Genomic DNA, 24,126 nt, shown 5'->3' with positions numbered 1-24,126 from the left:
CTCACAGAACGGCCGTCACGGTCCCCGCCCCGACGGTCCGACCGCCTTCACGGATCGCGAATCCCAGACCCGGCTCCAACGGAAGGTCCCGCCCCAGCTCGACGGTCATGGCGACCCGCTCCCCGGGCCGCGCCGCCGCCTCGCCCAGGTCCACATCCCCGACGACATCCGCCGTACGGATGTAGAACTGCGGCCGGTACCCGGTGAAGACAGGCGTCGTACGACCCCCTTCACGCCCCGACAGCACATACACCTCGGCCGTGAACCGACGACTCGGGCTGACGCTCCCCGGCGCCGCGACCACATGCCCCCGCCGCACCGCGTCCCGCGGAACTCCCCGCAGCAGCAGTGCCACGCTGTCGCCGGCCTCAGCCTCCTCCATCGGCTTGCCGAAGGTCTCGAGACCGGTCACCACGCTCTCCACGCCCGCGCCGAGCACCTCGACCCGGTCGCCGACCCGCACCGTCCCCCGCTCGACCGCGCCGGTCACCACGGTCCCCCGCCCGGTGATGGTCAGCACGTTCTCCACCGGCAACAGGAACGGCGCGTCGAGATACCGCTCGGGCATCGGCACATAGGTGTCGACCGCGTCGAGCAGCGCCTCGACCGAGGCCGTCCACCGCGGGTCCCCCTCCAGGGCCTTGAGCCCCGAGACCCGTACGACGGGCGTCGCGTCGCCGCCGTAGCCGTGCGCGGTGAGCAGGTCGCGCACCTCCAGCTCGACGAGGTCGATGAGCTCCTCGTCGCCCGCGTCGGCCTTGTTGAGGGCGACGACGACGTGGTTCACGCCCACCTGCCGGGCCAGCAGCACGTGTTCGGCGGTCTGCGGCATGATCCCGTCGAGCGCGGAGACGACGAGGATCGCCCCGTCGAGCTGCGCGGCGCCGGTGACCATGTTCTTGACGTAGTCGGCGTGGCCCGGCATGTCGACGTGCGCGTAGTGGCGGGTGTCGGTCTCGTACTCGACATGCGCGATGTTGATGGTGATGCCGCGCGCGGCCTCCTCCGGCGCCCGGTCGATCCGGTCGAACGGCACGTAGCGGGTGCCGCTGTCGGATCCGCGGTCGGCCAGGACCTTGGTGATGGCGGCGGTCAGGGTGGTCTTGCCGTGGTCGACATGACCCATCGTGCCGATGTTCAGGTGTGGTTTTGTGCGGATGTACGCCGTCTTGGACATGGCGGTACCTCGAAGCCTCTGCGTAGGTGATGGGACCCCGAGAACCTGCCGACCCTCCCCCTGCGGGGTCCGCCGGACGATCCGGAGAGGGTCAGCTTCGAGCGCCGTCGACAGCGGCCGGGAAGAAAGGAACGGCAGCCTTCGGCGCATCCGCGACGGCGGATGCTGCGAGGAGGAAGGCGTACCGGAACATGACGCAGATCATTGCCGACGCGTTGTCCCACGTCGAATGGTTTTCGGCGGGGTCGAACCGCACAACGGACCGGATCCATACGACGATCACACACGCCCGTCGGTTACCGTCGCAGAATGCCCGATGCCACCACCCGCTCTGGGGGCACCGCCACGGCCTCTCCCCGGGCCGACCTCACGGAGCTCGCCCTCGCCACGGAGCTCGTCACCACCGCCCCCGGGCCGGTGGGCCTCAGCGCGCGCTGTTCAAGAGTGCTGTTGTCGCCGTGGTCCCGCCTGTCCCTGCTCGTCGCGCTGCTCGCCGGCGCCGCCTCGACGGTGCTGCTGTTCGAGCCACAGCGGCTGTTGGCGGACGGCTGGCCACCCCAGCTCGGCGGAGCCGCGGCGGCGGTCGTCTTCGCGGTGGCGTACGGGCTGTGCACAGTCGCCTTCGTGCCCCGCCCCCTGCTGAACCTGGCGGCGGGCGCGCTCTTCGGCTCCCAGTTCGGGATCGGCTCGGCTCTCGCGGGCACGGTGCTCGGCGCGGGCATCGCCTTCGGCCTGGGCCGGATACTCGGCCAGGACGCGCTACGCCCGCTGCTGCGGGGACGATGGCTGAGGGCCGCGGACGGGCAGCTGAGCCGACACGGTTTCCGCTCGATGCTGGCGGCGCGACTGTTCCCCGGAGTGCCGTTCTGGGCCGCCAACTACTGCGCGGCCGTCTCCCGCATGGGCTACGTCCCGTTCCTGGTCGCCACGGGACTCGGCTCGATCCCGAACACCGCCGCGTACGTCGTCGCGGGCGCCCGTGCCTCGACGCCGACGTCACCGGCCTTCCTGATCGCGATGGCCTGCATCGCGCTGCCGGCGCTGGTGGGCGCGACGATCGCCTGGCGCAAGCGTCACCAGTTGCGCGGCGTGCGATAGCCCGGTGGCCCTGTAACCGGGCCACCGGGTAACGGGGTTACCGGGCTATACGGACTCCAGGATCATCGCGTTGGCGAGTCCGCCCGCCTCACACATCGTCTGCAGGGCGTAGCGGGCGCCGCGCTCGCGCATCGCGTGCACAAGGGTGGTCGTCAGCCGGGTGCCGCTCGCGCCGAGCGGGTGCCCGAGGGCGATCGCGCCACCGTGCACGTTCACCTTGGCCAGGTCGGCGCCGGTCTCCTGCCGCCAGGCCAGGACCACGCTGGAGAACGCCTCGTTGACCTCGAACAGGTCGATGTCGTCAAGGGCCAGTCCCGCCCTGCGCAGCACCTTCTCGGTCGCCGGTATGACGCCGGTGAGCATGAGGACCGGGTCTGATCCGGTGACGGCGAAGCTGTGCAGCCGGGCGAGCGGGCGCAGGCCCAGACGGGCCGCGGTCTCGCCGGACGTGATGAGCACGGCCGAGGCTCCGTCGTTGGTGGGGCTGGCGTTGCCCGCGGTGACGTTCCACTCGATCTGCGGGAAGCGTTCGGCGAAGTCCGGGTCGTGGTACGCGGGCTTGAGGCCGGCGAGGATCTCGGTGGTGCTGTCCGGCCGTACGCACTCGTCCCGCGAGACGCCGTCCAGGGGTGCGATCTCGGCGTCGAAGAGGCCGGCGTCCCAGGCCGCGGCGGCCTTCCGGTGCGAGGAGACCGCGAAGGCGTCCATCCGGTCGCGGGTGAGGGACCACTTGGCGGCGATGAGCTCGGCGCTGATGCCCTGCGGGACGAGCCCTTCCTGGTAGCGCCGGGCGACCCCGGGGCCGAAGGGATCCTTGCCGGCCGGAACGTTCGACCACATCGGTACGCGGCTCATGGACTCGACGCCGCACGCGACGACCATGTCGTACGCGCCCGCGATGACGCCCTGGGCCGCGAAGTGCACGGCCTGCTGGGAGGAGCCGCACTGGCGGTCCACCGTGGTCGCGGGGACGGCCTCCGGGAAGCCCGCCGACAGGGCGGCGTAGCGGGTGGTGTTCATGGCCTGCTCGCCGACCTGGTCGACGGTGCCGCCGATGACGTCGTCGACGAGTGCCGGGTCGACGCCCGACCGTTCGACGAGGGTGCGCAGGGTGTGCGCGAGGAGTTCCACGGGGTGGATGTGCGCGAGGGCTCCGTTCGGCTTGCCCTTGCCCACGGGGGTGCGTACGGCTTCGACGATCACTGCGTCGCGCATGGTGCCGGCCTCCACGATTACCGGTGAGTAGGAAATCCGAACTCACCATAACCCGGAGAGTTGGAAAATCAAACCCTCTGAGGGTTGGAGAAGCAAACCCTCCCCCTAGACTGAGCCCCATGGCCGCCCCCAAAGCCCCCGCACGTCCCTGCTCGATCGCGGACGCTCTCGCGCTCGTCGGGGAGAAGTACTCCCTGCTCGTCCTGCGGGAGGTGTGTCTCGGCAACGGCCGCTTCGACCAGCTGGTGCGCAACATCGGCGCCCCGCGCGACATCCTCGCCACCCGGCTGCGCCGGCTCGTGGACGCCGGGATCCTGACCAAGCGGGCCTACAGCGAGCGGCCGCAGCGCTTCGAGTACCGGCCGACGCGGGCGGGGCTGGAGCTGGAGCCGGTCCTGATGACCCTGATGGCGTGGGGCGACCGCCATCTCCGCCACGATGACGACCGTCCGATGGTGATCGAGCACATCTGCGGCAACGAACTGCTCCCGGTCGTGACCTGCCGGGCCTGCGGGGATCCGGTCCGCCACGAGGACCTGGCGGCCCACCCGCAGACGCCGGGCTGGACGGTGACGGGCCCGACGGCTCCGTAGCACGCGCTGTCACTTCCAAACCCCTGTGCCGGGGCTGTCACTTCAGGACGCTACGCTGCCCCTCGACACATGTGATCACCTGATCACCGCGCCCGGCGGCTCGGTGTGCCCGTCGCTCCTCACCACGATCAGCGCTTGGACTCCGTAACTTCATGTCTTGGTTTGAATCCCTCATCCTCGGACTCGTCCAGGGGCTGACCGAGTTCCTCCCCGTCTCCTCCAGCGCGCATCTGCGCCTGACGGCGGCCTTCTCGGGCTGGGAGGATCCCGGCGCCGCCTTCACCGCGATCACCCAGATCGGCACCGAGGCCGCGGTGCTGATCTACTTCCGCAAGGACATCGGGCGGATCATCTCCGCGTGGACGCGTTCGCTCGCCAACAAGGAGATGCGCGCGAACCACGACGCGAAGATGGGCTGGCTCGTCATCGTCGGCTCGATCCCGATCGGTGTGCTCGGGGTGACGCTCAAGGACCAGATCGAGGGGCCGTTCCGCGATCTGCGGATCACCGCGACGATGCTGATCGTGGTGGGCGTGATCATCGGCATCGCCGACCGGCTCGCGGCACGCGACGAGACCGGCGGCCGGCACCGGACGCCCAAGCAGCGCAAGACCATCGAGAGCCTGAGCGTCAAGGACGGCCTGATCTACGGCCTCTGCCAGGCCTGCGCCCTGATCCCGGGCGTCTCCCGCTCCGGGGCCACCATCAGCGGCGGCCTGTTCATGGGCTACACGCGCGAGGCCGCGGCCCGCTACTCCTTCCTGCTCGCCATCCCCGCGGTGCTCGCCTCCGGCCTGTTCGAGGTCAAGGACGCGATGGAGAGCGACCACATCTCCTGGGGCCCGACGATCTTCGCCACGGTGATCGCCTTCGGAACGGGCTACGCCGTCATCGCATGGTTCATGAAGTTCATCTCGACGAAGAGCTTCATGCCGTTCGTCTGGTACCGCATCGCCCTGGGCATCGTCATCATCGCCCTGGTCGCCACGGGCTCCCTGAGCCCGCACGCGGCCGAGTCCTCGGGCTGACAGCCGCCAACTCTCCCCACTCACCCGGACGTTCCGGCGGCGATGACGCGAGATCAGTGACCAACCACATACGGGATGGGTAGCCGACCGGTAGCGGACTGTCAGTGCTTGCCCCTACGCTTGTGCGCATGTCCCTCGATACCGTGGCTCCTGGTTCCGTGCGGTCTGCTGCCGAGTTGAACGAGCAGATCCGGTCCCTCTGGATGCGCGCGGGCGGCACCCTCTCGACCCAGGAGCGCGCGGAGTACGAGCTGTTGGTGGTCGAATGGGCGGCCGCGATCCGCGAGGAGATCGTCGAAGCGGCCTGAGACCGACGGGAGTGACGCCCACGCGGGCTCCGCTGCCGAACTCGCCCGACTGCCGGGCCCGTTCGACGACCGGGCCCGTTCCGTCCACGCCCCCTCACTCACCGCCCGCCCGACACCCGCAACACCGCTCCCGCCGCATACGACGCGTCCGCGGACATCAGCCACGCGATGGCCGCCGCGACCTCCTCGGCCAGCCCCGGCCTCCGCAACGGAATCGTGCCGGCCGCCCGTCGCGCACGGTCCGGGTCGCCCATCGTCGCGTGCATCTCCGTGTCGATCATTCCGGGCGCGACCGCGTTGACCCGGATTCCGTCCGGCCCGAGTTCCTTGGCCAGGCCCACCGTCAGAGCATCGACAGCGGCCTTGGTCGCCGCGTAGTGGACATAGTCGCCCGGGCTCCCGAGGGTCGCGGCGGCCGACGACAGGTTCACGATCACTCCGCTCCCCCGGGCCGTCATGAGCTGCGCCGCCCGCCGTGAACACAGCAGCGTGCCCAGCAGGTTGACGTCCACGACCCGACGCAGATCCACCGGTTCCGCGTCGGCGAGCCGCCCCAACGGACCGGTCACACCCGCGTTGTTCACCAGCCCCGTCACCGGCCCGAGCCGCTCCTCCGCCACGCCGAAGAGCCCGTCGACCTCCGCCTCGACCGAGGTGTCCACCCGCACCGCGACACACCGACGCCCGGCGTTCCGTACCCCGTCCGCCACCGCCTCGGCGGCGGCCGCGTCCCGGACGTAGCCCACCACCACGTCATGCCCGTCCGCCGCGAGCCGCAGACAGGTCGCGGCCCCGATCCCCCTGCTGCCACCGGTGACAACCGTGACGGGACGTGCCATGAGAACCTCCTGCGCTCCTGGCCCCGTGGTCGATCCACGGGGCGGGCGTCGCTACGACGCCGTCGGCACCACGGTGTGCTGTCGGACCAGTTCGTACGATCTCAAGCGGTCGGCCAACGCGTAGACGGGTGTCACCAGCATCAGTTCGTCCGCGCGTGTCACGTCCGCGAGGTCCGTCAGGCGCTTCGCCACGGTCTCGGGTGTGCCATGAGCCTGTTGGGCGCGGAAGCCCGCCAGCGCCCGTGCCTCGTCCGGGGCGAACGAGTGGGCCGCCGCCTCGTCGGGCGTGGGGAAGGGGATGTCGCCTCGACCCTTGAGGAGTCGGGACTTGACGACCTCCATCGGGCCGGCGAGCCGGGCTGCCTCCTGCTGCGTCTCGGCGCACACCGTCTCCACGCAGACCAGCACGCGGGGACGCGCACACCAGCGGGAGGGGGAGAAATGCTCGCGGTAGTGGTCGAGGGCGGCGAGAGTGTTGTCGGGACGAATGTGATGGGCGAAGGCGATCGGCAGTCCGAGTTCCGCGGCCAGCGCGGCACCGGCCGGGCTCGATGACAGCATCCACGGCTCCGGGAGCGGACCGAGCGCGACCTCGTCCACCAGGAAACGCAGTGTCGCTGACACATCGTCCCGGTATTCGTCGTCCGTTGTCGGGCCGGCCCCCCGCCGCAGGGCCCGCGCCGTGGACTCGTCGAAGGTGCCCGGGCCACGGCCGATACCCAGGTCGATCCGGTCCTCGTGCAGTGCGGCCAGCGTGCCGAACTGCTCCGCCAGCATGATCGGGGCGTGGTTGGGCGCGAGGACTCCCCCGGACCCGAGACGGATGGACGACGTCAACGCGGCCGCGTGAGCGGTCAGGACGACGGGCGGGAACGCTCCGATGGCCGGAGAGTGGTGGTGCTCGGCGTACCAGAGTCTGCAGTAGCCGAGCTCTTCGACGCGTCTGGCGAACTCGGCGGTGTCTCGTAACGTGTCTGCGGCTGAGGCGCCCGCCTGGACCATGGCGACCTCGAGCGCGCTGAGCGGAATGCTGATCATTCGGTCAGTATAGGAAGCGTCGATCAGCGCCCGTCCGACCGGACGGCGGTCGCGATCGCCGCACGACATGGGCCGAAATACCCCGTACAGCAAGGAAGTTGGGTTCGATACCCTGCCCGAGCCGGCGGTCGACCACGGGGCGCGCGAGGGTCACGAGTGTGTCGAAGGTGCTCGACCGGGGCGACATGACGCCGTGGCATGAGAGCGATCGTCGTAGGGGCGGGCATCGGAGGACTGATGGCGGCGCTGAGCCTGCGCCGCGCCGGCCATGAGGTCACGCTGGTCGAGCAGACGTCACGGTTCATCGAGGTCGGTGTCGGGATCCAGGCCCAGGGCGCGGCGCAGGCGATCATGGACGCGGCCGTGCTCGGCGATGTCCTCGCGGGTGCGACGTCGGCCGAGGTGCCCGACGCGCTCGACCGGTACGTGCGCCGGCGGCTGGCGGTCGCCACGGGCATGCAGGCCGGTTCCGCGCGGGCGGGCGAGGACTTCCACCTCCCGGACGGGCCTGAGGCCCGGGCGCGGAACGCCCGGATGGCGGCCCGCGCGGCCGAGAACGTGTTCATGCCTCAGGCGACCGCGTGGGCGGCCGACGTCCTCGACGATCAGGCGCCGTCGTGACCGGCCCCCCGGTCGGCGGTCGGCCGGTGTTCTTCCCCCGCGCCCCCTTGGCGCCGCCCCCGCCATGCCCAACACTGAGCCGATGACGCAGCGTGTGGAGCTTGCCGCCGTGATGGACCGACTGGCCGTCGACGGACTCATCACCGACTACGCCGTGGCCGTGGACGACGGTGACTGGTCGGCGTACCGAGGTCTGTTCACTTCCGACGGGCGGGCGGACTACCGGTCGGCCGGTGGAATCGAGGGGGAGGCGGGGAACGTCGCCACGTGGCTCGCGGAGAGCATGCGGGTGTTCACGATGCGCCAGCATCTGATCGTCAACCGTCGGCTGCGCTTCGGTACCCTGAACCAGGACACCGGGGACACGGCCCAGGTCCAGGCCGACTACGTCAACCCCATGCGCCTCGCCGAGGAGGGCGACGGCACCGGCCCGGGTGCCCCCGACTTCGTGTGCGGCGGCCGGTACGCCTTCGGGCTGCTGCGCACCGACGACGGATGGCGGCTGCGCGAGGTGGTCGTCCGGGAGAAGTGGCGGCGCCTGCCCGGCCGGGCCCCGGCACCTGTGATCAATTGAGCTCCACAGGGTAGGAGCGCCGTATGACTTCGTTCGGCCACTGGCTGGCCTCCCCGTGGCGGCGCTCTATCGTCGCGGCGCTGGCGGGTGCCCTGCCCGTGCTCGCGTTTCCCGCCCCGTCGCTGTGGTGGTTCGCCTACGTCGCCCTCGTCCCCTGGATCGTGCTGGTCCGCTCGGCGCCGACCGGGAAACGGGCGGCGTACGACGGCTGGTGCGGCGGATTCGGCTTCATGCTGGCGATGCACCACTGGCTGTTGCCTTTCCTGAACGTGTTCACGTTCGTCATCGCCGCGCTGCTGGGCGCGCTGTGGGGGCCCTGGGGTTGGCTGGTGCGCCGGTTCCTGGCCCGGACGCCCTCGCGGGGCAGGATCGCGGCCGGCCTTGTCGTCCTGCCGTCGGGGTGGCTCGGGGTCGAGCTGGTGCGCTCCTGGCAGGGGCTGGGCGGCCCGTGGGGCGTGCTGGGCGCCAGTCAGTGGGAGGTGGAACCGGCGCTGCGGCTGGCCTCGGTGGGCGGGGTGTGGCTGCTCAGCTTCCTGGTGGTGGCCGTCAATGTGGCGGTCGCCGTTCTCCTCGTGATCCGTGAGTCCAGGCTGCCTGCCCTGGCCGGGCTCGTGGCCACGGCCGCCGCGGCCTCGGCGGCCTGGGTCTGGTCACCGCGCCCCGACACCGACGGCCGGACCAGGATCGCGGTCGTCCAGGCGGGCGTCGTGGACGGTGCCAAGGGCCCCGACCGCCGGTTCGACCTGGAGGAGCGGCTGACCCGGCGGCTGGTCGGACAGGACGTCGACCTGATCGTGTGGGGCGAGAGCAGCGTCGGCTACGACCTGGACGACCGTCCCGGCCTCGCCCGGCGGATCGCGACGCTCTCCCGTGAGACCGGCGCCGACATCCTGGTCAACGTGGACGCCCGGCGCTCCGACCAACCCGGCATCTACAAGAGTTCGGTCCTCGTCGGTGCGGACGGTCTCACCGGCGATCGCTACGACAAGATGCGGCTCGTCCCCTTCGGCGAGTACATCCCGGCGCGCTCGCTGCTCGGCTGGGCGACCTCCGTCGGCAAGGCGGCGGGCGAGGACCGCAGGCAGGGCTCCCGGCAGGTGGTGATGAACGTCGGGCACGGGCTGCGGATCGGCCCGATGGTGTGCTTCGAGACCGCCTTCCCCGACATGACCCGCCATCTCGCCGAGGACGGCGCCGACGTACTGGTCGGCCAGTCGTCGACCTCGTCGTTCCAGCACAGCTGGGCCCCGGAACAGCACGCCTCGCTCGCCGCGCTGCGCGCCGCCGAGACGGGCCGCCCCATGGTGCACGCGACACTGACGGGCGTGTCCGCCGTCTACGACGCGAACGGCCGGCCTGTCGGCTCATGGCTCGGGACCGACAGCAGCACCGCCCGGGTGTACGACGTACCGCTGGCGACGGGCGTCACCCCGTACGTGCGCCTCGGCGACTGGCCGGTGCACGCGGCGCTGCTGGTGCTCGCCGCGTGGGCCGTCACCGAGGGGGTGCGGACGCTGCGGATCAGGCGCCTCGCTCCTGAACCGCACGTACCACCCGCTCGCACAGCTCATGAGTCGCCAGCGCGTCCCGGGCGCTGAGCACCTTGCCCGCGCGGACGGCGTCGAGGAAGGTGAGCACCGCCTGCTCGATGCCGCGCTGCCGGGCCACCGGCACCCAGTCCCCGCGCCGCCGCACCGTCGGCTGGCCCTTGTGGTCGATCACCTCGGCGAGGTTGACCACCTGACGCTTGGTGTCCTGCCCGGACACCTCCAGGATCTCCTCGGCCGAGCCGCTGAGCCGGTTCATCACCCCGAGCGCGGTGAAGCCGTCCCCGGCGAGCTGGAGCACGACGTGGTGCAGCAGCCCGTCCTCGACCCGGGCGCGCACGGTGATGTCGTCGACCGGGCCGGGCACCAGGAACCGGAGCGTGTCCACGACGTGGATGAAGTCGTCGAGGATCATCGCGCGCGGCTCCTCCGGCAGCCCGATCCGGTTCTTCTGCATCAGGATCAGCTCGCGCGGATGATCGGCGCACTGCGCGTATCCGGGGGCGTGGCGCCGGTTGAACCCGACGGCCAGGCCCACGTTCCGCTCCTCCGCGAGGGCCACCAGCCGCTGGGAGTCGGCGAGCTCGTACGCCAGCGGCTTGTCGACGTACGTCGGCACGCCCGCCGCCAGCAGCCGCGTCACGATCTCGGGGTGCACGGCGGTCGGCGCGTGCACGAAGGCGGCGTCGAGGTCCTGTGCGAGGAGGGAGTCCAGGTCGGTGTGGGCCTGGGCCGCGGGGAGGTGGAGGCCGTCGGCGACCCGGGCGAGCGTCGCGGGGGTACGGGTCTGCAGATGCAGTTCGACCCCGGGCTGCCCGCCGAGCACCGGCAGGTAGGCCTTCTGCGCGATGTCGCCCAGCCCGATGCAGCCGACCTTCACGGGGACTCCTTCACTGCTTGCCTGCGCTTGCCCGCGCTTGCCTCCACGGCAGCATACGGCGGCTGCCGTGGCCACCGGCCGGTGAGGGCGGACCTGAAAACGCGTGGTGGGAGAAGACGAGTCGGGTGATGATGCGTGCATGACGACGCCACGCAGTGAACCCGCCCTGAACGCCGACGAACGCACCATGCTGGAGGGCTGGCTGGACTACCACCGGCAGACCCTGGCGTGGAAGTGCGAGGGTCTGACCGACGCCCAGCTCCGGACCACTTCGGTGGCGCCGTCCGAGCTGTCCCTGATGGGACTCGTCCGGCACATGGCGGAGGTCGAGCGGGGCTGGTTCCGCAAGGTGCTGGTCGGCGACGCCCCCGGGCCGATCTACTACACCGACGAGGACCCGGACGGCGAGTTCCATCTCACCGAGGCGGACACCTGGGAAGAGGCCCACGCCACCTGGCAGGCCGAGATCGAGATCGCCCGGCGCAACGCGGCCGGTTTCGCCCTGGACGATTTCTCCCAGGGCAAGAGCCGGCGCACCGACGAGCCCTTCAACCTGCGCTGGATCTACACCCACATGATCGAGGAGTACGCCCGCCACAACGGCCACGCCGACCTGGTACGCGAGCGCCTCGACGGCGCGAAGGGAGACTGACGCCGGGGGCGCCGCGCGTCACGCGCGTCACGCGCGTCTCCTCGGCGGAAGTCAGCGGCGGCGGGCTCGAACCCGCCTTATGGGGCCGGAGATCACCCGTGCGGGGCATCCTCCGCTTGTCCGCTGTCCAAAGGCTGTCCGACCCAGCAGAGTTGCGCGCGTGCATCGAACGACGACCACCGCAACGCTCCTGGTCACCGTGGCTGTCTCGGCCCTCGCGGGTTGTGTGACGGTCCAGCGTCCACCCGTGTCCGGCCCTCCCGCGGCGCCGTCCGGGCCGTCGGCCCCCCGGTCCGACGGCCGGGCGGAGCAGCAGGAGGTGCAGGCGCCGGCCCGTGAGGCCCTGGAAATGATCGGCCCGTCCCGCCGCCCGAAACCTGCCGCGCCCTCGTCGCCCGCGGCCGCGGTCCCGCCGGCCCCGGCAAGGACATGGCAGCAGCCGCCCCGCCCGCAACCGGTCCGCCCCGAACCCCGTCGCCCCCAGCCCCGCCACCCCGCCGCCGGGCACCCCCTGCAACCGCGCGCCGAGATTCCCGACGTGCCCAGGACGATTCCCCAGAACCAGCAGGACGTCTGCGCCCTCGGCAAGAAGTACGGCGGCTGGCGGGCGGGCAGTCCGGAGTCGACGATCTGCGAGCAGACGTACGGGCGTTGAGCATCCCGCCCGCACCTGGCTCAGGGCCGCTGCCTCGGCGGGCCCCAGGTTCCCCCTCCGCCGGAGTCCCCCTCCCCCAGCCGCAGCTCCAGTCGGCTGATCGCCGCCCGCACCCCGTCGCCGTAGCTGTCGTCCGCCAGCGCGTCGGACGCTCTTCGGGCCCGGCGCAGATGGGTGCGGGCAGCCTCGGAGCGGCCGAGTTTCACATAGTCCGCCGCCAGGTTCAGGTGCAGCGAGGGGTAGAGCGCCCGCACCGCGAGCGCCCCCTCGTGGTCGGCGAGCCGGTCGTCCGTCAACTCCTCCGCGGCCGTCAACGCCCTTAGGTCCCAGGCGAGTTCGTCGAACGGATCGTCCTGGGTGTCGGCCAGGTAGTGCGCCAGGGTGCAGCGGTGCAGCGCATCGCCGTCCTCCCCGATCTCCGCCCACAGGTCCAAAAAGCGGTGCCGGGCCTCCTCGCGATCGCCCGCGTGATGCAGGATGACGACCTGCCCGATCCGGGTCATCACGGCATCCGCGGCCGTCTGTCCCTGTCGCTCCGCCACCGCGTCCTCCGCCCACTCGCCGAGCTGTCCCTCCCGACGCTAACCGCAGGCACTGACAAACCCGGTCAGGCGGCACCGGGCCGGGCCCGGCCGGAACCGGCCCGGCGGTGGTCGGCCCGGGTGGTCGTACGGCGGTGGTCGGTACGGACAAGATCGGTACGGACAAGGCCGGTCCGGAGATGAGCGACCGCCCCGGTACCGGTCAGCCCAGGTTCGGGACGCGCCAGTCGATCGCCTCGTGCCCCTGCCGCGCCACCGCCTCGTTGATCCGCGTGAACGGCTGGGAGCCGAAGAACTTCTTCGCCGACAGCGGGGAGGGGTGCGCGCCCTTGACCACCACGTGCCGAGTCTCGTCGATCAGCGGGAGCTTCTTCTGCGCGTAGTTGCCCCACAGCACGAAGACCGCCGGGTCGGGCCGGTCGGCCACCGCGCGGATCACCGCGTCCGTGAACTTCTCCCACCCCTTGCCCTTGTGCGAGTTGGCCTCACCCGCACGGACCGTGAGCACCGCGTTGAGCAGCAGGACGCCCTGCTCGGCCCAGGGCATCAGATATCCGTTGTCCGGAACGGGCAGACCCAGCTCCGCCTGCATCTCCTTGTAGATGTTGCGCAGGGACGGCGGGGTCTTCACTCCGGGGCGCACCGAGAAGCACAGGCCGTGCCCCTGGCCCTCGCCGTGGTACGGGTCCTGACCGAGGATCAGGACCTTCACCCGCTCGTACGGCGTCGCGTCCAGCGCGGCGAAGACCTCCTCGCGCGGCGGGTACACGGGACCCTTCGCCCGCTCCTCCTCGACGAACTCCGTCAGCTCCTTGAAGTAGGGCCGCTGGAGCTCGTCGCCCAGAACCCCGCGCCAGGACTCGGGCAGCATGGCGGTGTCGGTCACGTCAACGTCCTTACGGTGTGCGGTCACTACGACGTGCGGTCACGTCCAGGCCACAGAACCTACAGGCGGGCACTGACAATCGCCGCCGGGGACGACGAAACCGCCCCTACCAGCTGGTCTTCCGGTACAGCTGCCACACGGTCATGATCGTCGACGGGTCCAGGGCCCGCTCCGCGCCCGAGATGTCCTCGCTCGCCGCCACATACTGCCGGCCCTGCCACAGCGGCAGCAGCCGCGCGTCGTCGACGAGGATCTGCTGGGCCTCCTCGAAGTCCTTCTCCACGTCGGCCCGGTTGCTCTCACCGCGCGAGCGGGGCAGCAGTACGCCGGTGATCCTGGGCGCCGGGTAGGGCGTACCGAGCGCGTTCTCGTCCCCCACGAACGGGGCGATGAAGTTCTCCGCGTCCGGGAAGTCGGGGAACCAGCCGCGCCCGAACACCGGGTACTCGCCCTTCTGGTAGCCCTCGACGTAGGTCTTCCAGGGGCGGCTCTTCAGAGTGATCGTGAAGAGGCCCGAATCGTCCAACTGCCGCTTGAGCTCCTGGAACTGCAGGGCGGTCTCGGAGCCGTAGCGGTCGGTCGTGTACCAGAGGGTGAGCGGGACGCGTTCGGTGATGCCCGCGTCGGCGAGAAGCTGGTGGGCCTTGGAGGTGCTGGGGTTGCCGAAGTCGTCGAAGAAGCCGGTGGTGTGGCCCGTGAGGCCCTTCGGGACCATCGAGTACAGCGGGTCCACGGTGTCCTTGTAGACCTTGTGCGCGATCGCCGCCCGGTCGATGACCTGGGCCACGGCCTTGCGCACGGCGGGCTTCTTCGCCCACGGGTCCTTCGGATTGAACACCAGATAGCTGATGTCGATGCCGGAGCCCTTGACCAGCTGGAGGTTCTCGTCCTTGTCGCTCTCGAGGGAGACGATGTCGTCGGCGGCGAGGCCGCGGTAGGTGAGGTCGATCTGCTGGTCCCGCAGTGCCTTGACCATGGACGACGAGTCCTGGAAGTAGCGGATCGTCACCGCGTCGTTCTTGCGCTTCGCGAAGCCCTTGTAGCTCTTGTTTCCGACGAGCTCGGCCTTCTTGCCCTCCTCGTACGACGTGAGGGCGTACGGTCCGGACCCGGACACCTCGCCGTCCTCACGGAGGGATCTGGCCGGGTAGTCCTCGGGGTCGACGATCGACATCGCCGGGGTGGCGAGCACGAACGGGAACGTGGCGTCGGGCTGGCTGAGGTGGAAGACGACCTCGCGCTCCCCCAGCGCCTGCACCCGGTCCAGGCTGCCCAGAAGTCCGGCGGGACCACTGGGTGCCTTGATGGCCTTGATCCGGTCGATCGAGTACTTGACCGCCTGGGCGTCCAGCGGGTGCCCGTCGGAGAACGTCATGTCCGGGCGCAGCACGCAGCGGTACGTCTGGTTGGTGCTGTCGGTGAACGCGCAGTTCTGGGCGGCGTCCGGCTGCGGCGTGGTCGCGCCGTTCGGGTAGGCCAGCAGCGTCTGGTAGATGTTGCGGAACAACTCCCAGGAGCCGTCCCAGGAAGCGGCCGGGTCCAGCGTGCTGGGCGCGCTGGTGGTGCCCACCACGATCGGCCCGTCGTCGTCGGAGGAGCCGGGCGACAGGGCACCGCAGCCGGTGGCCAGGGACGATATGGAGGCGATGGCCGCCACCTGTCGCAGGCATCGGTTCCGGTTGAACACGCGCACGCTCCTCGATCGGCCGTACCAAGGGTCGGCAGACCATACCGCAGCGTCACGGGCCGTGAACCTCCTCGTCAAACCCCTTCTTGATCGATATTTGGATGACGACGTTGTCATCGTCCTGTGAAGCTCGCGCACTCGACACGGGCGCCGTTTTCGTCAACGAGCGCCCGTGTCAAGGTGCCGAAGGTCAGCCCACACCGGCGTTCAGGAAGATGCCGCCGTCCACGACGAGGGTCTGGCCGGTGATCCAGTCGGACTGGTCCGAGGTGAGGAAGGCGGCGGTGCCGCCGATGTCGGAGGGCACCCCGAGCCGGCCCAGGGGGTAGGCCGCGGCGGCCTCCGCCTCCCGGCCCTCGTACAGGGCCTTCGCGAAATGGGTCTTCACGACGGCCGGGGCGATCGCGTTGACCCGCACCTTGGGCGCGTACTCGTGCGCCAGCTGGAGGGTCAGGTTGATCATCGCGGCCTTGCTGATGCCGTAGGCGCCGATGAAGGGCGAGGCGGAGACGCCCGCCACAGAGGCGATGTTGACGATCGCGCCGCCGTTGTCCTTCTGCCAGGCGTGCCAGGTCTTCTGCGCGAAGCCGAGCGCCGAGACCACGTTGGTCTCGAACACCTTGCGGGCGACGTCCAGGTCGAGGTCGGCGATCGGCCCGAACACCGGGTTCGTACCGGCGTTGTTGACCAGGAAGTCGACGCGGCCGAAGGCCTCCATCGTGCGCTCGACCGCGACGGCCTGGTGAGCCATGTCGTGCGCCTTGCCCGCGACGCCGATGACCCGGTCGGCGCCGAGCTGCTCGACGGCCTCCTTGAGGGCGTCCTCGTTCCGCCCGGTTATGCAGACGCGGTCGCCGCGCGCGACGAGCGCCTCCGCGACGCCGTAACCGATGCCGCGGCTGGCGCCCGTGACGAGCGCGACCTTGCCGGAGAGTTCCACCGAAGTCATGTTCCCGAGCCCCTAGTCGAGCGGTCCGCCGGCCACGTACAGCACCTGGCCGGAGACGAAGCCTGCGGCCTCGTTCGTGAAGAAGGCGATGGCATTGGCGATGTCGTCGGGCTCGCCGACCCGGGCCACCGGGATCTGGGTGGCGGCCGCGGCCTTGAACTCATCGAAGCCCATGCCGACCCGGGCGGCCGTCGCGGCGGTCATGTCCGTGGCGATGAAGCCGGGTGCGACGGCGTTGGCGGTGACGCCGAACTTGCCGAGCTCGACGGCCAGGGTCTTGGTGAAGCCCTGCAGACCGGCCTTGGCGGCTGAGTAGTTGGCCTGGCCGCGGTTGCCGAGCGCGGAGGACGAGGAGAGGTTGACGACGCGGCCGAAGCCGGCGTCCACCATGTGCTTCTGGACGGCCTTGGTCATCAGGAAGGAGCCGCGCAGGTGCACGTTCAGGACGGTGTCCCAGTCGGCGACGCTCATCTTGAACAGCAGGTTGTCGCGGAGCACGCCCGCGTTGTTGACCAGGATCGTCGGGGCGCCGAGCTCCGCGACGACGCGCGCTACGGCCGCCTCGACCTGAGCCTCGTCGGAGACGTCCGCGCCGACCGCGATCGCCCTGCCGCCCGCCGCGGTGATCTTCTCAACGGTGTCCTTGCAGGCCGCCTCGTCGAGGTCGATCACGGCGACCGCGCGACCCTCGGCGGCCAGTCGTACGGCGGTGGCGGCACCGATGCCGCGCGCTCCGCCGGTGACCACGGCGACCCGCTGCTCAGTGGTGGACATTGCTGGTTCTCCTCGCCCTCGAGAAGGACGCCCATCAAGTGAGCGACCGCTTAGTACCTTCAGCAGACGTGACGCTAGAAGCCCTGGCACCCGGTGTCAACGGCAGGTCGGGTACGTGTGATCCATTACCTGCGTGGCCGACCCCTGGGCGGGCCCCGCCCACCCGCCATCGTCCCGCACCGAAGGCCACCGGAAGCACCCGTTCGGGCCCGCACCGCACGCCTCTGCGCCATATGGCCCATAGCGCCGGAGCGCGGGCCACTCGCGGCCGGAAAGGAGGCGCTCCATGCGCCGTCGTCCCGGTGCCATAGGCGCGCTGATCGCGCTCGCCGCGATAGTGCCGTCGGCCGACACCGCCCACGCCCAGGATCTGGGCCCGGACGACGGCATCGCCTGAGAGGCGCTGCCCCGCCGCCCCGTCATCTCCTCGACCACCCTTCCCCGCGGTTCCGCGACTCCGACGGCCGTCACCCCGACGCGTGCCGTGCGCGGCGGCCTGGGTGGCGCGTCCGACTCCGGGCCGCACGGCTGGGACGCCGGCATCGGCCTGGCCCTCGTCGCCGGCGGGGTCCTCGCGACCGGCTTCGTGGTGAAGCGGCGCCGGGCCTGAGGGCGGTGTCGCGGGCTTCGTCACCGCACCAGCAGGCCGAGGAGTCGGTCGGCCTCCGCGGCCGGGTCGGTGGTCAGGCCGGTGTGTACGGGCCCGGGCTGGACGATCGTCGACCGTGGAGCGATCAGCCAGCGGAAGCGGCGTCCGGCGTCATCGGGCGCGGCCTGCCCCGCGGCCTCCCCGCCCGCGCAGACGCCCTCCACTGCACGCAGTGCGGCCCGTACGCCGGGCACGTCCACGTCCGGGTCGAGGACCAGCAGCTTCGCCTCGTCGAGGTGGGTGCGCACGCCGACGTACGCCTTGGCCCGGCAGTACACGAGCACCCCGGCGTTGACGCACTCACCGCGCTCGACGCGGGGCACGATCCGCAGCAACGCGTACTCGAAGACCTCGCGGTCGCCGCGGCGGCCCCCCTTGATGATGTGGCGCTCGCTCACTTGGATCCTCCGACATCGACGCGGTCGTGGACGACGGCGGCCCGCGCGAGAAGCGGTCTCGCGTAGGCCCGCCGGAGGTCGTCCGGCGTCTCGAAACCGGGCTCGTCCGCGAGCCACACGTCCGGGATCTTGGCGGTGACCTCGGCGAGGAGTTCCTCGGTGACCAGCGGCGCCAGCGCGGCTGCGGCCGCGGCGACATCCGGCGAGAAGGGGCTCAGCACGTGGTCAGAGGCGTCGTAGCGACGGGCCGCGGAGGCTTCGGCGCCGGGCCAGTTGTGGTGCCAGATCATGGTCGCGCCGTGGTCGATGAGCCACACCTCGCCCTGCCACCGCAGCAGGTTGGGGTTGCGCCAGGAGCGGTCGACGTTGTTCACCAGGGCGTCGAACCACACGATCCGCCCGGCCTCCTCGGGGCTCACCGCGAAGGCGAGGGGGTCGTAGCCGAGGGCGCCGGAGAGGAAGTCCATGCCGAGGTTGGTGCCGCCGCTGGACTTGAGCAGCCCCTGCACCTCCGGGTCGGGTTCACCGAGGCCGAGGTCCGGGTCGAGGTCGACGGTCACCAGCCGTGGCACCCTGAAGCCGAGGCGTCGGGCGAGTTCCCCGCACACCACCTCGGCGACCAGTGTCTTGCGGCCCTGCCCGGCGCCGGTGAACTTCATGACGTACGTCCCGTGGTCGTCGGCCTCGACGAGCCCCGGCAGCGAGCCGCCCTCACGCAGGGGCGTGATGTAGCGGGTCGCGGTGACTTCCTTGAGCATCGCCCCAGGTTACTGGGGTGCGGCTGAACAACCGGCACTCCGGGCCCGTACCTCTGGGCAGTTCACGAGGTAGTCGTTGAAGGGATCGTCAGCATGGCCAGCGAATCGCACCACCCCGTTCCGGCTCCCAGCCGCCGTACCGTCGTGGCGGGTCTGGGCGCGGCTGGGCTCGCCGTCGCGCTGACCGCCTGCGGGTCGGACGACGACGCGTCCGGCTCGTCCACCGAACAGGGCGCCGACGCCAACACCGGCGCGAGCTCCAGTGCCGGTGCCGGCACCGGCACCGCGCTCGCGAAGACCGCCGACATCCCGGAGGGCGGCGGCAAGGTCTTCAGCGACGAGAAGGTGGTCGTCTCGCAGCCGACGGCGGGCGACTACAAGGCGTTCTCGACCATCTGCACGCACAGGGACTGCCCGATGACGGATCTCAAGGACGATGTTCTGTCCTGTTCCTGCCACGGAAGCCAGTTCTCCGTCACCGACGGCAGCGTGAAGAAGGGCCCCGCGACCGAGCCGCTGGCCGCCAAGCAGATCAGCGTGGACGGGGACTCGATCAAGCTCGCCTGACCCGGGGCGCGCTCTTCAGACAGGCCAGCACCTCGTCCGTGGTCGCGACCGTGGCGACCAACGCGAGGGTGTTGCGGATCATCGCCGGGGTGTAGGCAGAGGGCACTCCGGCGATGGCGTCCGTCGGTACGACGGCCGTGTAGCCGCGGTTGACGGCGTCGAAGACGGCGTTGGGTACCGCCACGTTGGCGGACACGCCGGTCACGACCAGTGTCCGGCAGCCCAGGTTGCGCAGCAGTGCGTCGGTCTCGGTGCCCTGGATCGGCGACAGCCCGTGCAGCCGTCGTACGACCAGGTCCTGCTCGGCGACCTCGATCGGGGCCGCCACCCGGACCGCCGTGCTGCCCGGCAGCTGCTGGACGGGCAGCCGTTCGACGGCGCGGAAGAGCCGGGCGTTGCGGCTCGCGCCGCGTCCGTCCGGGCGGCGCTCGGCGATCGCGTGGATCACCTGGACGCCGCTCTCGTGCGCGGCGGCGACCAGCCGGGCGACATTGCCGAGGGCGCCCGAGGAGCGTGCCTCCTCGGCGAGTTCGGGCAGGGCGCTGTCGGGTCCGACGACGCCCTGCTGGCACTCGACGGTGAGCAGGACCGTGGTCGCGGGATCGAGCAGTTCGCTGAGCTGTTCGTACGACGGCACGGCTCCCCCTGGTCGCCGACGGTGTGGGCGGGTGAGACTAGCCACCATTGCGTGGGGACGGAAGACGACCCATCCTTTTCTGACGTGATGTCAGAGGATCTCCTCTGACACGACGTGAGAGAAAGAGGGGGGCACGAATGACCGTTACTCAGCGCCGCGGCCGGAAGATCATGATGACGCCGGGGGAGCTGGACGAGTTCCTGACCAGTCAGCGCACCTGCCGGGTGGCCACCGTGTCCGTGGACGGCGCCCCGCACGTGAGCACGCTCTGGTTCGCGTGGGACGGCACCTCGATGTGGCTCTACTCGGTGGTGCGCAGCAAGCGGTGGACCGATCTGCGGCGCGATCCGCGGGTCGCGATAGTGGTCGACACGGGTGAGGAGTACGACGAGCTGCGCGGCGTGGAGCTGTCCGGGGCGGTGGACTTCGTCGGCGAGGCCCCGCGCACCGGGGAACTGTGCGCGGAACTCGACCTCCCGGAGACCTTGTTCGCCCGCAAGAACTTCCGCCTGGAGGAGATGCCGCACGACGGTCGGCACGCGTGGGTGCGGCTGACGCCGGAGAAGATCGTCTCCTGGGACTTCCGGAAGCTGGGCCCGGCGTAGGGCGACGTAGCGATGCGACGTAGCGCGGCGTAGCACGACGTAGCCCGGCATTCTCGGCGGGCTTCTCCGGTGGCCTGTTCGGCGGCCTCTTCGACAGGGGTTCTCAGTCGATGTCGATTTTCGAGGCCGCCGTCCGTAGTGCCTCGACCGCCGCCCGGATGGACGGGCGGCGGTCGGCGTCCGCGCGCCATACCGCGTAGATGTACCGGTGGACGCGATGCCGCAACGGCACGGCCCGCACCCCCTTCGGCATCGGGTCGCGGCCGAGGCGGGGGGCCACGCAGACGCCCAGCCCGGCCGCGACCAGGGCGAGTTGGGTGTGGTGCTCCTCGGCGCGATGGGCGATCCGGGGCTCGATGCCCTTGGCGCGCAGCGTGTAGAGAAGCCACTCGTGACAGAACTCGCCCTCGTTCCAGGCGACCCACTCGTCGTCCGCGAAGTCCTCCAGGTCGATCTCGTCCCGGTCGGCGAGCGGGTGTCCCTCGGCCATGGCGATCTCCACGGGATCGTCGAGGATCGACGCCTTGGCGAGCCCCTGGGGCATGGGCAGCGGTTTGTTGTACCAGTCCAGGACGACCGCGAGGTCGGCGTCGCCCCGGAGCACGGCGTTCACCCCGGTCTCCGGTTCCAGCTCCCGCGAGCGCACGCGCAGCGCCGGATGGTCGGTGCGCAGCGCGGTGAGCGCCTCGGGGAACAGCCCCCGCAGTGCGGTGGGGAACGCCACCAGCCGCAGCTCGCCGACGACCTGTCCGCGCTGGGCCTCCAGATCGGACTGGGCGAGTTCGACCTGCGACAGGATGCGCGCCGCGTGCTCGGCGAGCAGCCGGCCCGCGTCCGTGAGCCGCACCCCCCGGCCGTTCTTGGCCAGCAGCTGCTGGCCGATCTCGCGCTCCAGTTTGGACATCTGCTGCGAGACGGCCGACGTCGTGATGTGCAGCCCCTCGGCCGCGCCGCTGACCGAGCCGTGCCGGGCGAGGGCGTCGAGGGTGCGCAGGCGCTCCAGGTTCAACATGTAAGCAATACTACGAGATATCGCTCGAAAAATCTTGCTTGTGCTACGAGATCGGGCGCGCCATCGTTCACGCATGACCACCGTCAACTCCGCCTCGGCCCCCACCACGACCGTCTCCGGCCCCCGCCCCGTCCTGGACTGGCGGCTGCGCTTCGGCGCCTGCTCGCTGATCTGGGGTTTCAGCTTCCTGCTCATCAAGGTCGGCACGGAGGGCTACGCCCCCTTCCAGGTCACGCTCGGCCGTCTCGTGTTCGGCACGGCGGTGCTCGCCGCGGCGATGACGGTCAGGCGGGAGCGGCTTCCGCGGGGCGCCCGCACGTGGGCGCATCTGACGGTCGCCGCCTTCCTCCTCAACGCGCTGCCGTTCTCCCTGTTCGCCTACGCGGAGCTGACGATCCCGTCCACCCTCGCCGGCATCTGCAACGCGACCTCACCACTGTGGGGCATGGCGCTCTCCCTGGTCGCGCTCTCCGAGGACCGGCCGACCAGGACCCGGGTCACGGGTCTCGGCCTCGGGTTCGCGGGCGTCCTGACGGTGCTCGGCGCCTGGCAGGGCTTCCACGGCCTGGACGCCACGGGCACGGCGATGGCCCTGCTGGCCTCGCTCAGCTACCCGATCGGCTGGATCTACGTCCGTCGCACCCTGGCCGGCTCCAGCCACTCGAACCTGTCGCTGACCGGCGCCCAGTTGCTGCTGGCCACGCTGCAACTGGCGGTCGTCACCCCGCTGTTCACCAGCGCACCGAGCCACTTCCCGGTCGTCCCGCTGCTGGCGACGGCCGCGTTGGGCACGCTCGGCACGGGACTTGCCCTTCTGATCCAGTACGGCCTCGTCGCCGAGATCGGCCCGACGACCGCGCAGATGGTCACGTACTTCATCCCGGTCATCGCGACGGCCGCCGGTGTCGCGATCCTCGGTGAGTCGCTGAGCTGGTCGACACCGATCGGCGCGGCGATCGTCCTGGCGGGCGCGGCGCTCACCCGGGCGAAGCCGAGGACCAGTCCCTGAATCGACAGACCGACAGAGAGACAGAGAGACCGATCCCGGGCCAGGGTCCGCCGGGATCAGCCCGAATCCACACGGATGTGCCTCATCAGGCATAGCTCCGGACGAGGCCCGGTCCAATGGCGGAGGCGATCGCGTCCGCCAGCGGTCCGGTCTCCTCCGGGGTGAGGGTCGCCACGGTGACCCGAATGCCGGGGGGTGCGCTCAGCCGGAAGCGTGCGCCGGGCGCGACCGCCCAGCCGGCGTGCAGCAGTCGGGAGACGGCTCCGGTCTCGTCGGGCACCGGAATCCAGATGTTCAGACCGGAGCGGCCGTAGGCCCGCACCCCGCGCTCCGCGAGCGCGTCGATCAGCAGGTCCCGGCGCTCCCGGTAGGCCGCCGCCACCGCCGCCGGGTCCAGCGCGCCGTCGGACCACAGCCGCAGCACGGCCCGCTGGAGGACCCGGCCGACCCAGCCCGGGCCGAGCCGCTGCCGGCCGCGCACCCGGTCGAGCGTGACGGGGTCCCCGGTGAGCACGGCGAGCCGCAGGTCGGGGCCGTAGGCCTTGGCGACCGAGCGCACGAAGACCCAGGTGTGGGTGGTGCCGGCCAGGGGATGCAGGGGCAGGTCGACGATTCCGTTGCCGTGGTCGTCCTCGATCAGCAGGATCTCCGGGTACTCCCGGAGAACGGACCGCAGGGCACGCGCGCGCGTGGCGCTCACCGAGGCGCCCGTGGGGTTCTGGGCCCGGTCGGTGACGATGAGTGCCCGCGCCCCGGCTCCCAGGGCACGCCGTACGTCGTCGGGAAGCGGCCCCTCGTCGTCGACGCCCACCGGGGCCGTGCGCAGCCCGAGGGCCGGGACGAGGTCGAGCAGGCTGCCCCAGCCGGGATCCTCCAGGGCGACGGTGTCCCCGGGTTTGAGATGGGCCGCCAGCACACGCTCGATCGCGTCCAGTGAGCCGGAGAGGACGGCGAGAGGGCCGTCCGGCACACCGTCGGCGTCCAGACCGGCCCGCGCGATCCGTTCCAGCCCCGGTTCGACGGGGGCGTCTCCGTAGAGGACGGGCTCCCGGTCCCCCTGTTCGCCGGCCGCCGCGAACGCCTTCGCCAGGGACGGCAGCAGCGCCGGGTCCGGGTTGCCGTCGGCCACGTCCCGCACGCCCGCCGGGGCGTCCGCCCGGATGCGCTGGCGCCCGGTGGTGGCCGGCCTGGGCCGCACCCGGCTTCCCCTGCGCCCGGCGGTCTCGATGACTCCGCGCTCACGCAGGATGCGGTAGGCGGCCGCGACGGTGTTCGGATTAACCGCCAGATCTGTCGCCAACTCCCGCATGGGCGGCAGAAGTTGACCGGGTTCCAGCTGTCCGTCCCCCACCGCGCGCTCGATGCTCGCCGAAATCTCCGCCGCACGTCGACCTTCGATCCGATATTCTTCTAGCACAAAGCCAATTA

Annotated in this window: 28 protein-coding genes; 13 read left to right on the top strand and 15 right to left on the bottom strand. The window is 71.0% G+C overall.

What is annotated here, in order from left to right; all coding sequences use genetic code 11:
• Position 1: 1 nt before the first annotated feature.
• Positions 2–1,177, bottom strand: a complete 1,176-nt coding sequence (gene tuf / locus AB0H86_RS10250) for an elongation factor Tu (RefSeq protein WP_362435467.1) — start codon at positions 1,175–1,177, stop codon at positions 2–4.
• Between the two features lie 309 nt (positions 1,178–1,486).
• On the opposite strand from tuf, the gene AB0H86_RS10245 reads away from it, so the two are divergent.
• Complete coding sequence (locus tag AB0H86_RS10245; RefSeq protein WP_362435464.1) at positions 1,487–2,275, top strand: VTT domain-containing protein; 789 nt, start codon at positions 1,487–1,489, stop codon at positions 2,273–2,275.
• A gap of 45 nt (positions 2,276–2,320) precedes the next feature.
• Here AB0H86_RS10245 and AB0H86_RS10240 read toward each other — a convergent pair whose 3' ends face one another.
• Positions 2,321–3,490 carry a thiolase family protein gene (locus tag AB0H86_RS10240; RefSeq protein WP_362435461.1) on the bottom strand — a complete coding sequence of 390 codons (1,170 nt, stop codon included), beginning with the start codon at positions 3,488–3,490 and terminating at the stop codon, positions 2,321–2,323.
• Between the two features lie 119 nt (positions 3,491–3,609).
• Between AB0H86_RS10240 and AB0H86_RS10235 the strand changes: the two genes are divergently transcribed.
• From AB0H86_RS10235 to AB0H86_RS10225, 3 genes are all read left to right on the top strand, one after another.
• Entirely contained in the window at positions 3,610–4,083 is a 474-nt protein-coding gene (locus AB0H86_RS10235; protein ID WP_362435458.1) for a helix-turn-helix domain-containing protein, read from the top strand.
• A gap of 152 nt (positions 4,084–4,235) precedes the next feature.
• Positions 4,236–5,111 (top strand): undecaprenyl-diphosphate phosphatase, encoded by an 876-nt coding sequence (locus AB0H86_RS10230; RefSeq protein ID WP_362435455.1) that lies wholly within the window; start codon positions 4,236–4,238, stop codon positions 5,109–5,111.
• A gap of 128 nt (positions 5,112–5,239) precedes the next feature.
• Complete coding sequence (locus tag AB0H86_RS10225) at positions 5,240–5,419, top strand: hypothetical protein (protein ID WP_362435453.1); 180 nt, start codon at positions 5,240–5,242, stop codon at positions 5,417–5,419.
• A gap of 98 nt (positions 5,420–5,517) precedes the next feature.
• On the opposite strand, the gene AB0H86_RS10220 is transcribed toward AB0H86_RS10225, so the two are convergent.
• Together AB0H86_RS10220 and AB0H86_RS10215 are read right to left on the bottom strand one after the other, a co-directional pair.
• Positions 5,518–6,258 carry an SDR family oxidoreductase gene (locus AB0H86_RS10220; RefSeq protein WP_362435450.1) on the bottom strand — a complete coding sequence of 247 codons (741 nt, stop codon included), beginning with the start codon at positions 6,256–6,258 and terminating at the stop codon, positions 5,518–5,520.
• Between the two features lie 51 nt (positions 6,259–6,309).
• Positions 6,310–7,296 (bottom strand): LLM class flavin-dependent oxidoreductase, encoded by a 987-nt coding sequence (locus AB0H86_RS10215; protein ID WP_362435447.1) that lies wholly within the window; start codon positions 7,294–7,296, stop codon positions 6,310–6,312.
• Between the two features lie 198 nt (positions 7,297–7,494).
• Here AB0H86_RS10215 and AB0H86_RS10210 point away from each other — a divergent pair, with 198 nt between their 5' ends.
• The 3 genes from AB0H86_RS10210 to lnt all read left to right on the top strand — a co-directional run bounded on the left by AB0H86_RS10210 (position 7,495) and on the right by lnt (position 10,089).
• Entirely contained in the window at positions 7,495–7,917 is a 423-nt protein-coding gene (locus AB0H86_RS10210) for an FAD-dependent monooxygenase (RefSeq protein ID WP_362435444.1), read from the top strand.
• An 82-nt stretch (positions 7,918–7,999) separates the two neighbouring features.
• Entirely contained in the window at positions 8,000–8,491 is a 492-nt protein-coding gene (locus AB0H86_RS10205) for a nuclear transport factor 2 family protein (RefSeq protein ID WP_362435441.1), read from the top strand.
• 23 nt (positions 8,492–8,514) lie between these two features.
• Entirely contained in the window at positions 8,515–10,089 is a 1,575-nt protein-coding gene (gene lnt, locus AB0H86_RS10200; RefSeq protein ID WP_362435438.1) for an apolipoprotein N-acyltransferase, read from the top strand.
• On the opposite strand, the gene AB0H86_RS10195 is transcribed toward lnt, so the two are convergent.
• Positions 10,013–10,918, bottom strand: a complete 906-nt coding sequence (locus tag AB0H86_RS10195; protein ID WP_362435435.1) for a Gfo/Idh/MocA family oxidoreductase — start codon at positions 10,916–10,918, stop codon at positions 10,013–10,015. The genes lnt and AB0H86_RS10195 overlap by 77 nt on opposite strands.
• A 139-nt stretch (positions 10,919–11,057) precedes the next feature.
• Between AB0H86_RS10195 and AB0H86_RS10190 the strand changes: the two genes are divergently transcribed.
• Positions 11,058–11,570 (top strand): DinB family protein, encoded by a 513-nt coding sequence (locus AB0H86_RS10190; protein WP_362435432.1) that lies wholly within the window; start codon positions 11,058–11,060, stop codon positions 11,568–11,570.
• Positions 11,571–11,817: 247 nt separating this feature from the next.
• Positions 11,818–12,225, top strand: coding sequence for a hypothetical protein (locus AB0H86_RS10185; RefSeq protein ID WP_362435429.1), 408 nt, complete (start codon positions 11,818–11,820; stop codon positions 12,223–12,225).
• Positions 12,226–12,245: 20 nt separating this feature from the next.
• Here the strand turns inward: AB0H86_RS10185 and AB0H86_RS10180 are convergent, their stop codons facing one another.
• The 5 genes from AB0H86_RS10180 to fabG all read right to left on the bottom strand — a co-directional run bounded on the left by AB0H86_RS10180 (position 12,246) and on the right by fabG (position 17,063).
• On the bottom strand, positions 12,246–12,767 hold the full coding sequence (locus AB0H86_RS10180; protein ID WP_362435427.1) for a hypothetical protein: 522 nt from the start codon (positions 12,765–12,767) through the stop codon (positions 12,246–12,248).
• 202 nt (positions 12,768–12,969) lie between these two features.
• Positions 12,970–13,653 carry a uracil-DNA glycosylase gene (gene ung / locus AB0H86_RS10175; protein WP_362435425.1) on the bottom strand — a complete coding sequence of 228 codons (684 nt, stop codon included), beginning with the start codon at positions 13,651–13,653 and terminating at the stop codon, positions 12,970–12,972.
• A 106-nt stretch (positions 13,654–13,759) separates the two neighbouring features.
• Positions 13,760–15,340 carry an ABC transporter substrate-binding protein gene (locus AB0H86_RS10170; RefSeq protein ID WP_362435423.1) on the bottom strand — a complete coding sequence of 527 codons (1,581 nt, stop codon included), beginning with the start codon at positions 15,338–15,340 and terminating at the stop codon, positions 13,760–13,762.
• A gap of 190 nt (positions 15,341–15,530) precedes the next feature.
• Positions 15,531–16,289, bottom strand: coding sequence for an SDR family oxidoreductase (locus tag AB0H86_RS10165; protein WP_362435420.1), 759 nt, complete (start codon positions 16,287–16,289; stop codon positions 15,531–15,533).
• Between the two features lie 12 nt (positions 16,290–16,301).
• Positions 16,302–17,063: a 3-oxoacyl-ACP reductase FabG gene (gene fabG / locus AB0H86_RS10160; RefSeq protein WP_362435418.1), complete on the bottom strand. Its 762-nt coding sequence runs from the start codon at positions 17,061–17,063 to the stop codon at positions 16,302–16,304.
• 484 nt (positions 17,064–17,547) lie between these two features.
• Here fabG and AB0H86_RS10155 point away from each other — a divergent pair, with 484 nt between their 5' ends.
• The gene (locus AB0H86_RS10155; RefSeq protein ID WP_362435416.1) at positions 17,548–17,673 is read left to right on the top strand and encodes a hypothetical protein; all 126 of its coding nucleotides are present in this window, start codon (positions 17,548–17,550) and stop codon (positions 17,671–17,673) included.
• Between the two features lie 20 nt (positions 17,674–17,693).
• Here the strand turns inward: AB0H86_RS10155 and AB0H86_RS10150 are convergent, their stop codons facing one another.
• Both AB0H86_RS10150 and AB0H86_RS10145 read right to left on the bottom strand, forming a co-directional pair.
• Positions 17,694–18,110 carry a DUF3037 domain-containing protein gene (locus AB0H86_RS10150; protein ID WP_362435413.1) on the bottom strand — a complete coding sequence of 139 codons (417 nt, stop codon included), beginning with the start codon at positions 18,108–18,110 and terminating at the stop codon, positions 17,694–17,696.
• Complete coding sequence (locus AB0H86_RS10145) at positions 18,107–18,868, bottom strand: HipA family kinase (protein WP_362435411.1); 762 nt, start codon at positions 18,866–18,868, stop codon at positions 18,107–18,109. Before AB0H86_RS10145 ends, AB0H86_RS10150 begins: the two co-directional genes overlap by 4 nt.
• 93 nt (positions 18,869–18,961) lie before the next feature.
• Between AB0H86_RS10145 and AB0H86_RS10140 the strand changes: the two genes are divergently transcribed.
• A complete protein-coding gene (locus AB0H86_RS10140) occupies positions 18,962–19,435 on the top strand; it encodes a Rieske 2Fe-2S domain-containing protein (RefSeq protein WP_362435408.1) in 474 nt (157 codons plus the stop codon).
• On the opposite strand, the gene AB0H86_RS10135 is transcribed toward AB0H86_RS10140, so the two are convergent.
• The gene (locus AB0H86_RS10135; RefSeq protein WP_362435405.1) at positions 19,422–20,072 is read right to left on the bottom strand and encodes a cysteine hydrolase; all 651 of its coding nucleotides are present in this window, start codon (positions 20,070–20,072) and stop codon (positions 19,422–19,424) included. The genes AB0H86_RS10140 and AB0H86_RS10135 overlap by 14 nt on opposite strands.
• Positions 20,073–20,209: 137 nt before the next feature.
• Between AB0H86_RS10135 and AB0H86_RS10130 the strand changes: the two genes are divergently transcribed.
• Positions 20,210–20,677 carry a pyridoxamine 5'-phosphate oxidase family protein gene (locus tag AB0H86_RS10130; protein WP_362435403.1) on the top strand — a complete coding sequence of 156 codons (468 nt, stop codon included), beginning with the start codon at positions 20,210–20,212 and terminating at the stop codon, positions 20,675–20,677.
• Between the two features lie 103 nt (positions 20,678–20,780).
• Here the strand turns inward: AB0H86_RS10130 and AB0H86_RS10125 are convergent, their stop codons facing one another.
• Positions 20,781–21,689, bottom strand: a complete 909-nt coding sequence (locus tag AB0H86_RS10125; RefSeq protein ID WP_362435401.1) for a LysR family transcriptional regulator — start codon at positions 21,687–21,689, stop codon at positions 20,781–20,783.
• Between the two features lie 73 nt (positions 21,690–21,762).
• On the opposite strand from AB0H86_RS10125, the gene AB0H86_RS10120 reads away from it, so the two are divergent.
• Positions 21,763–22,698 (top strand): DMT family transporter, encoded by a 936-nt coding sequence (locus AB0H86_RS10120; protein ID WP_362435398.1) that lies wholly within the window; start codon positions 21,763–21,765, stop codon positions 22,696–22,698.
• Positions 22,699–22,783: 85 nt separating this feature from the next.
• Here AB0H86_RS10120 and AB0H86_RS10115 read toward each other — a convergent pair whose 3' ends face one another.
• Positions 22,784–24,115 (bottom strand): aminotransferase class I/II-fold pyridoxal phosphate-dependent enzyme, encoded by a 1,332-nt coding sequence (locus AB0H86_RS10115; protein WP_362435396.1) that lies wholly within the window; start codon positions 24,113–24,115, stop codon positions 22,784–22,786.
• Positions 24,116–24,126 lie beyond the last annotated feature (11 nt).

Source organism: Streptomyces sp. NPDC050997, from assembly GCF_040660135.1.
Classification (GTDB): domain Bacteria; phylum Actinomycetota; class Actinomycetes; order Streptomycetales; family Streptomycetaceae; genus Streptomyces.
Note: the sequence above shows the minus strand (reverse complement) of the source record. Positions and strands in the feature narration are given on the sequence as shown.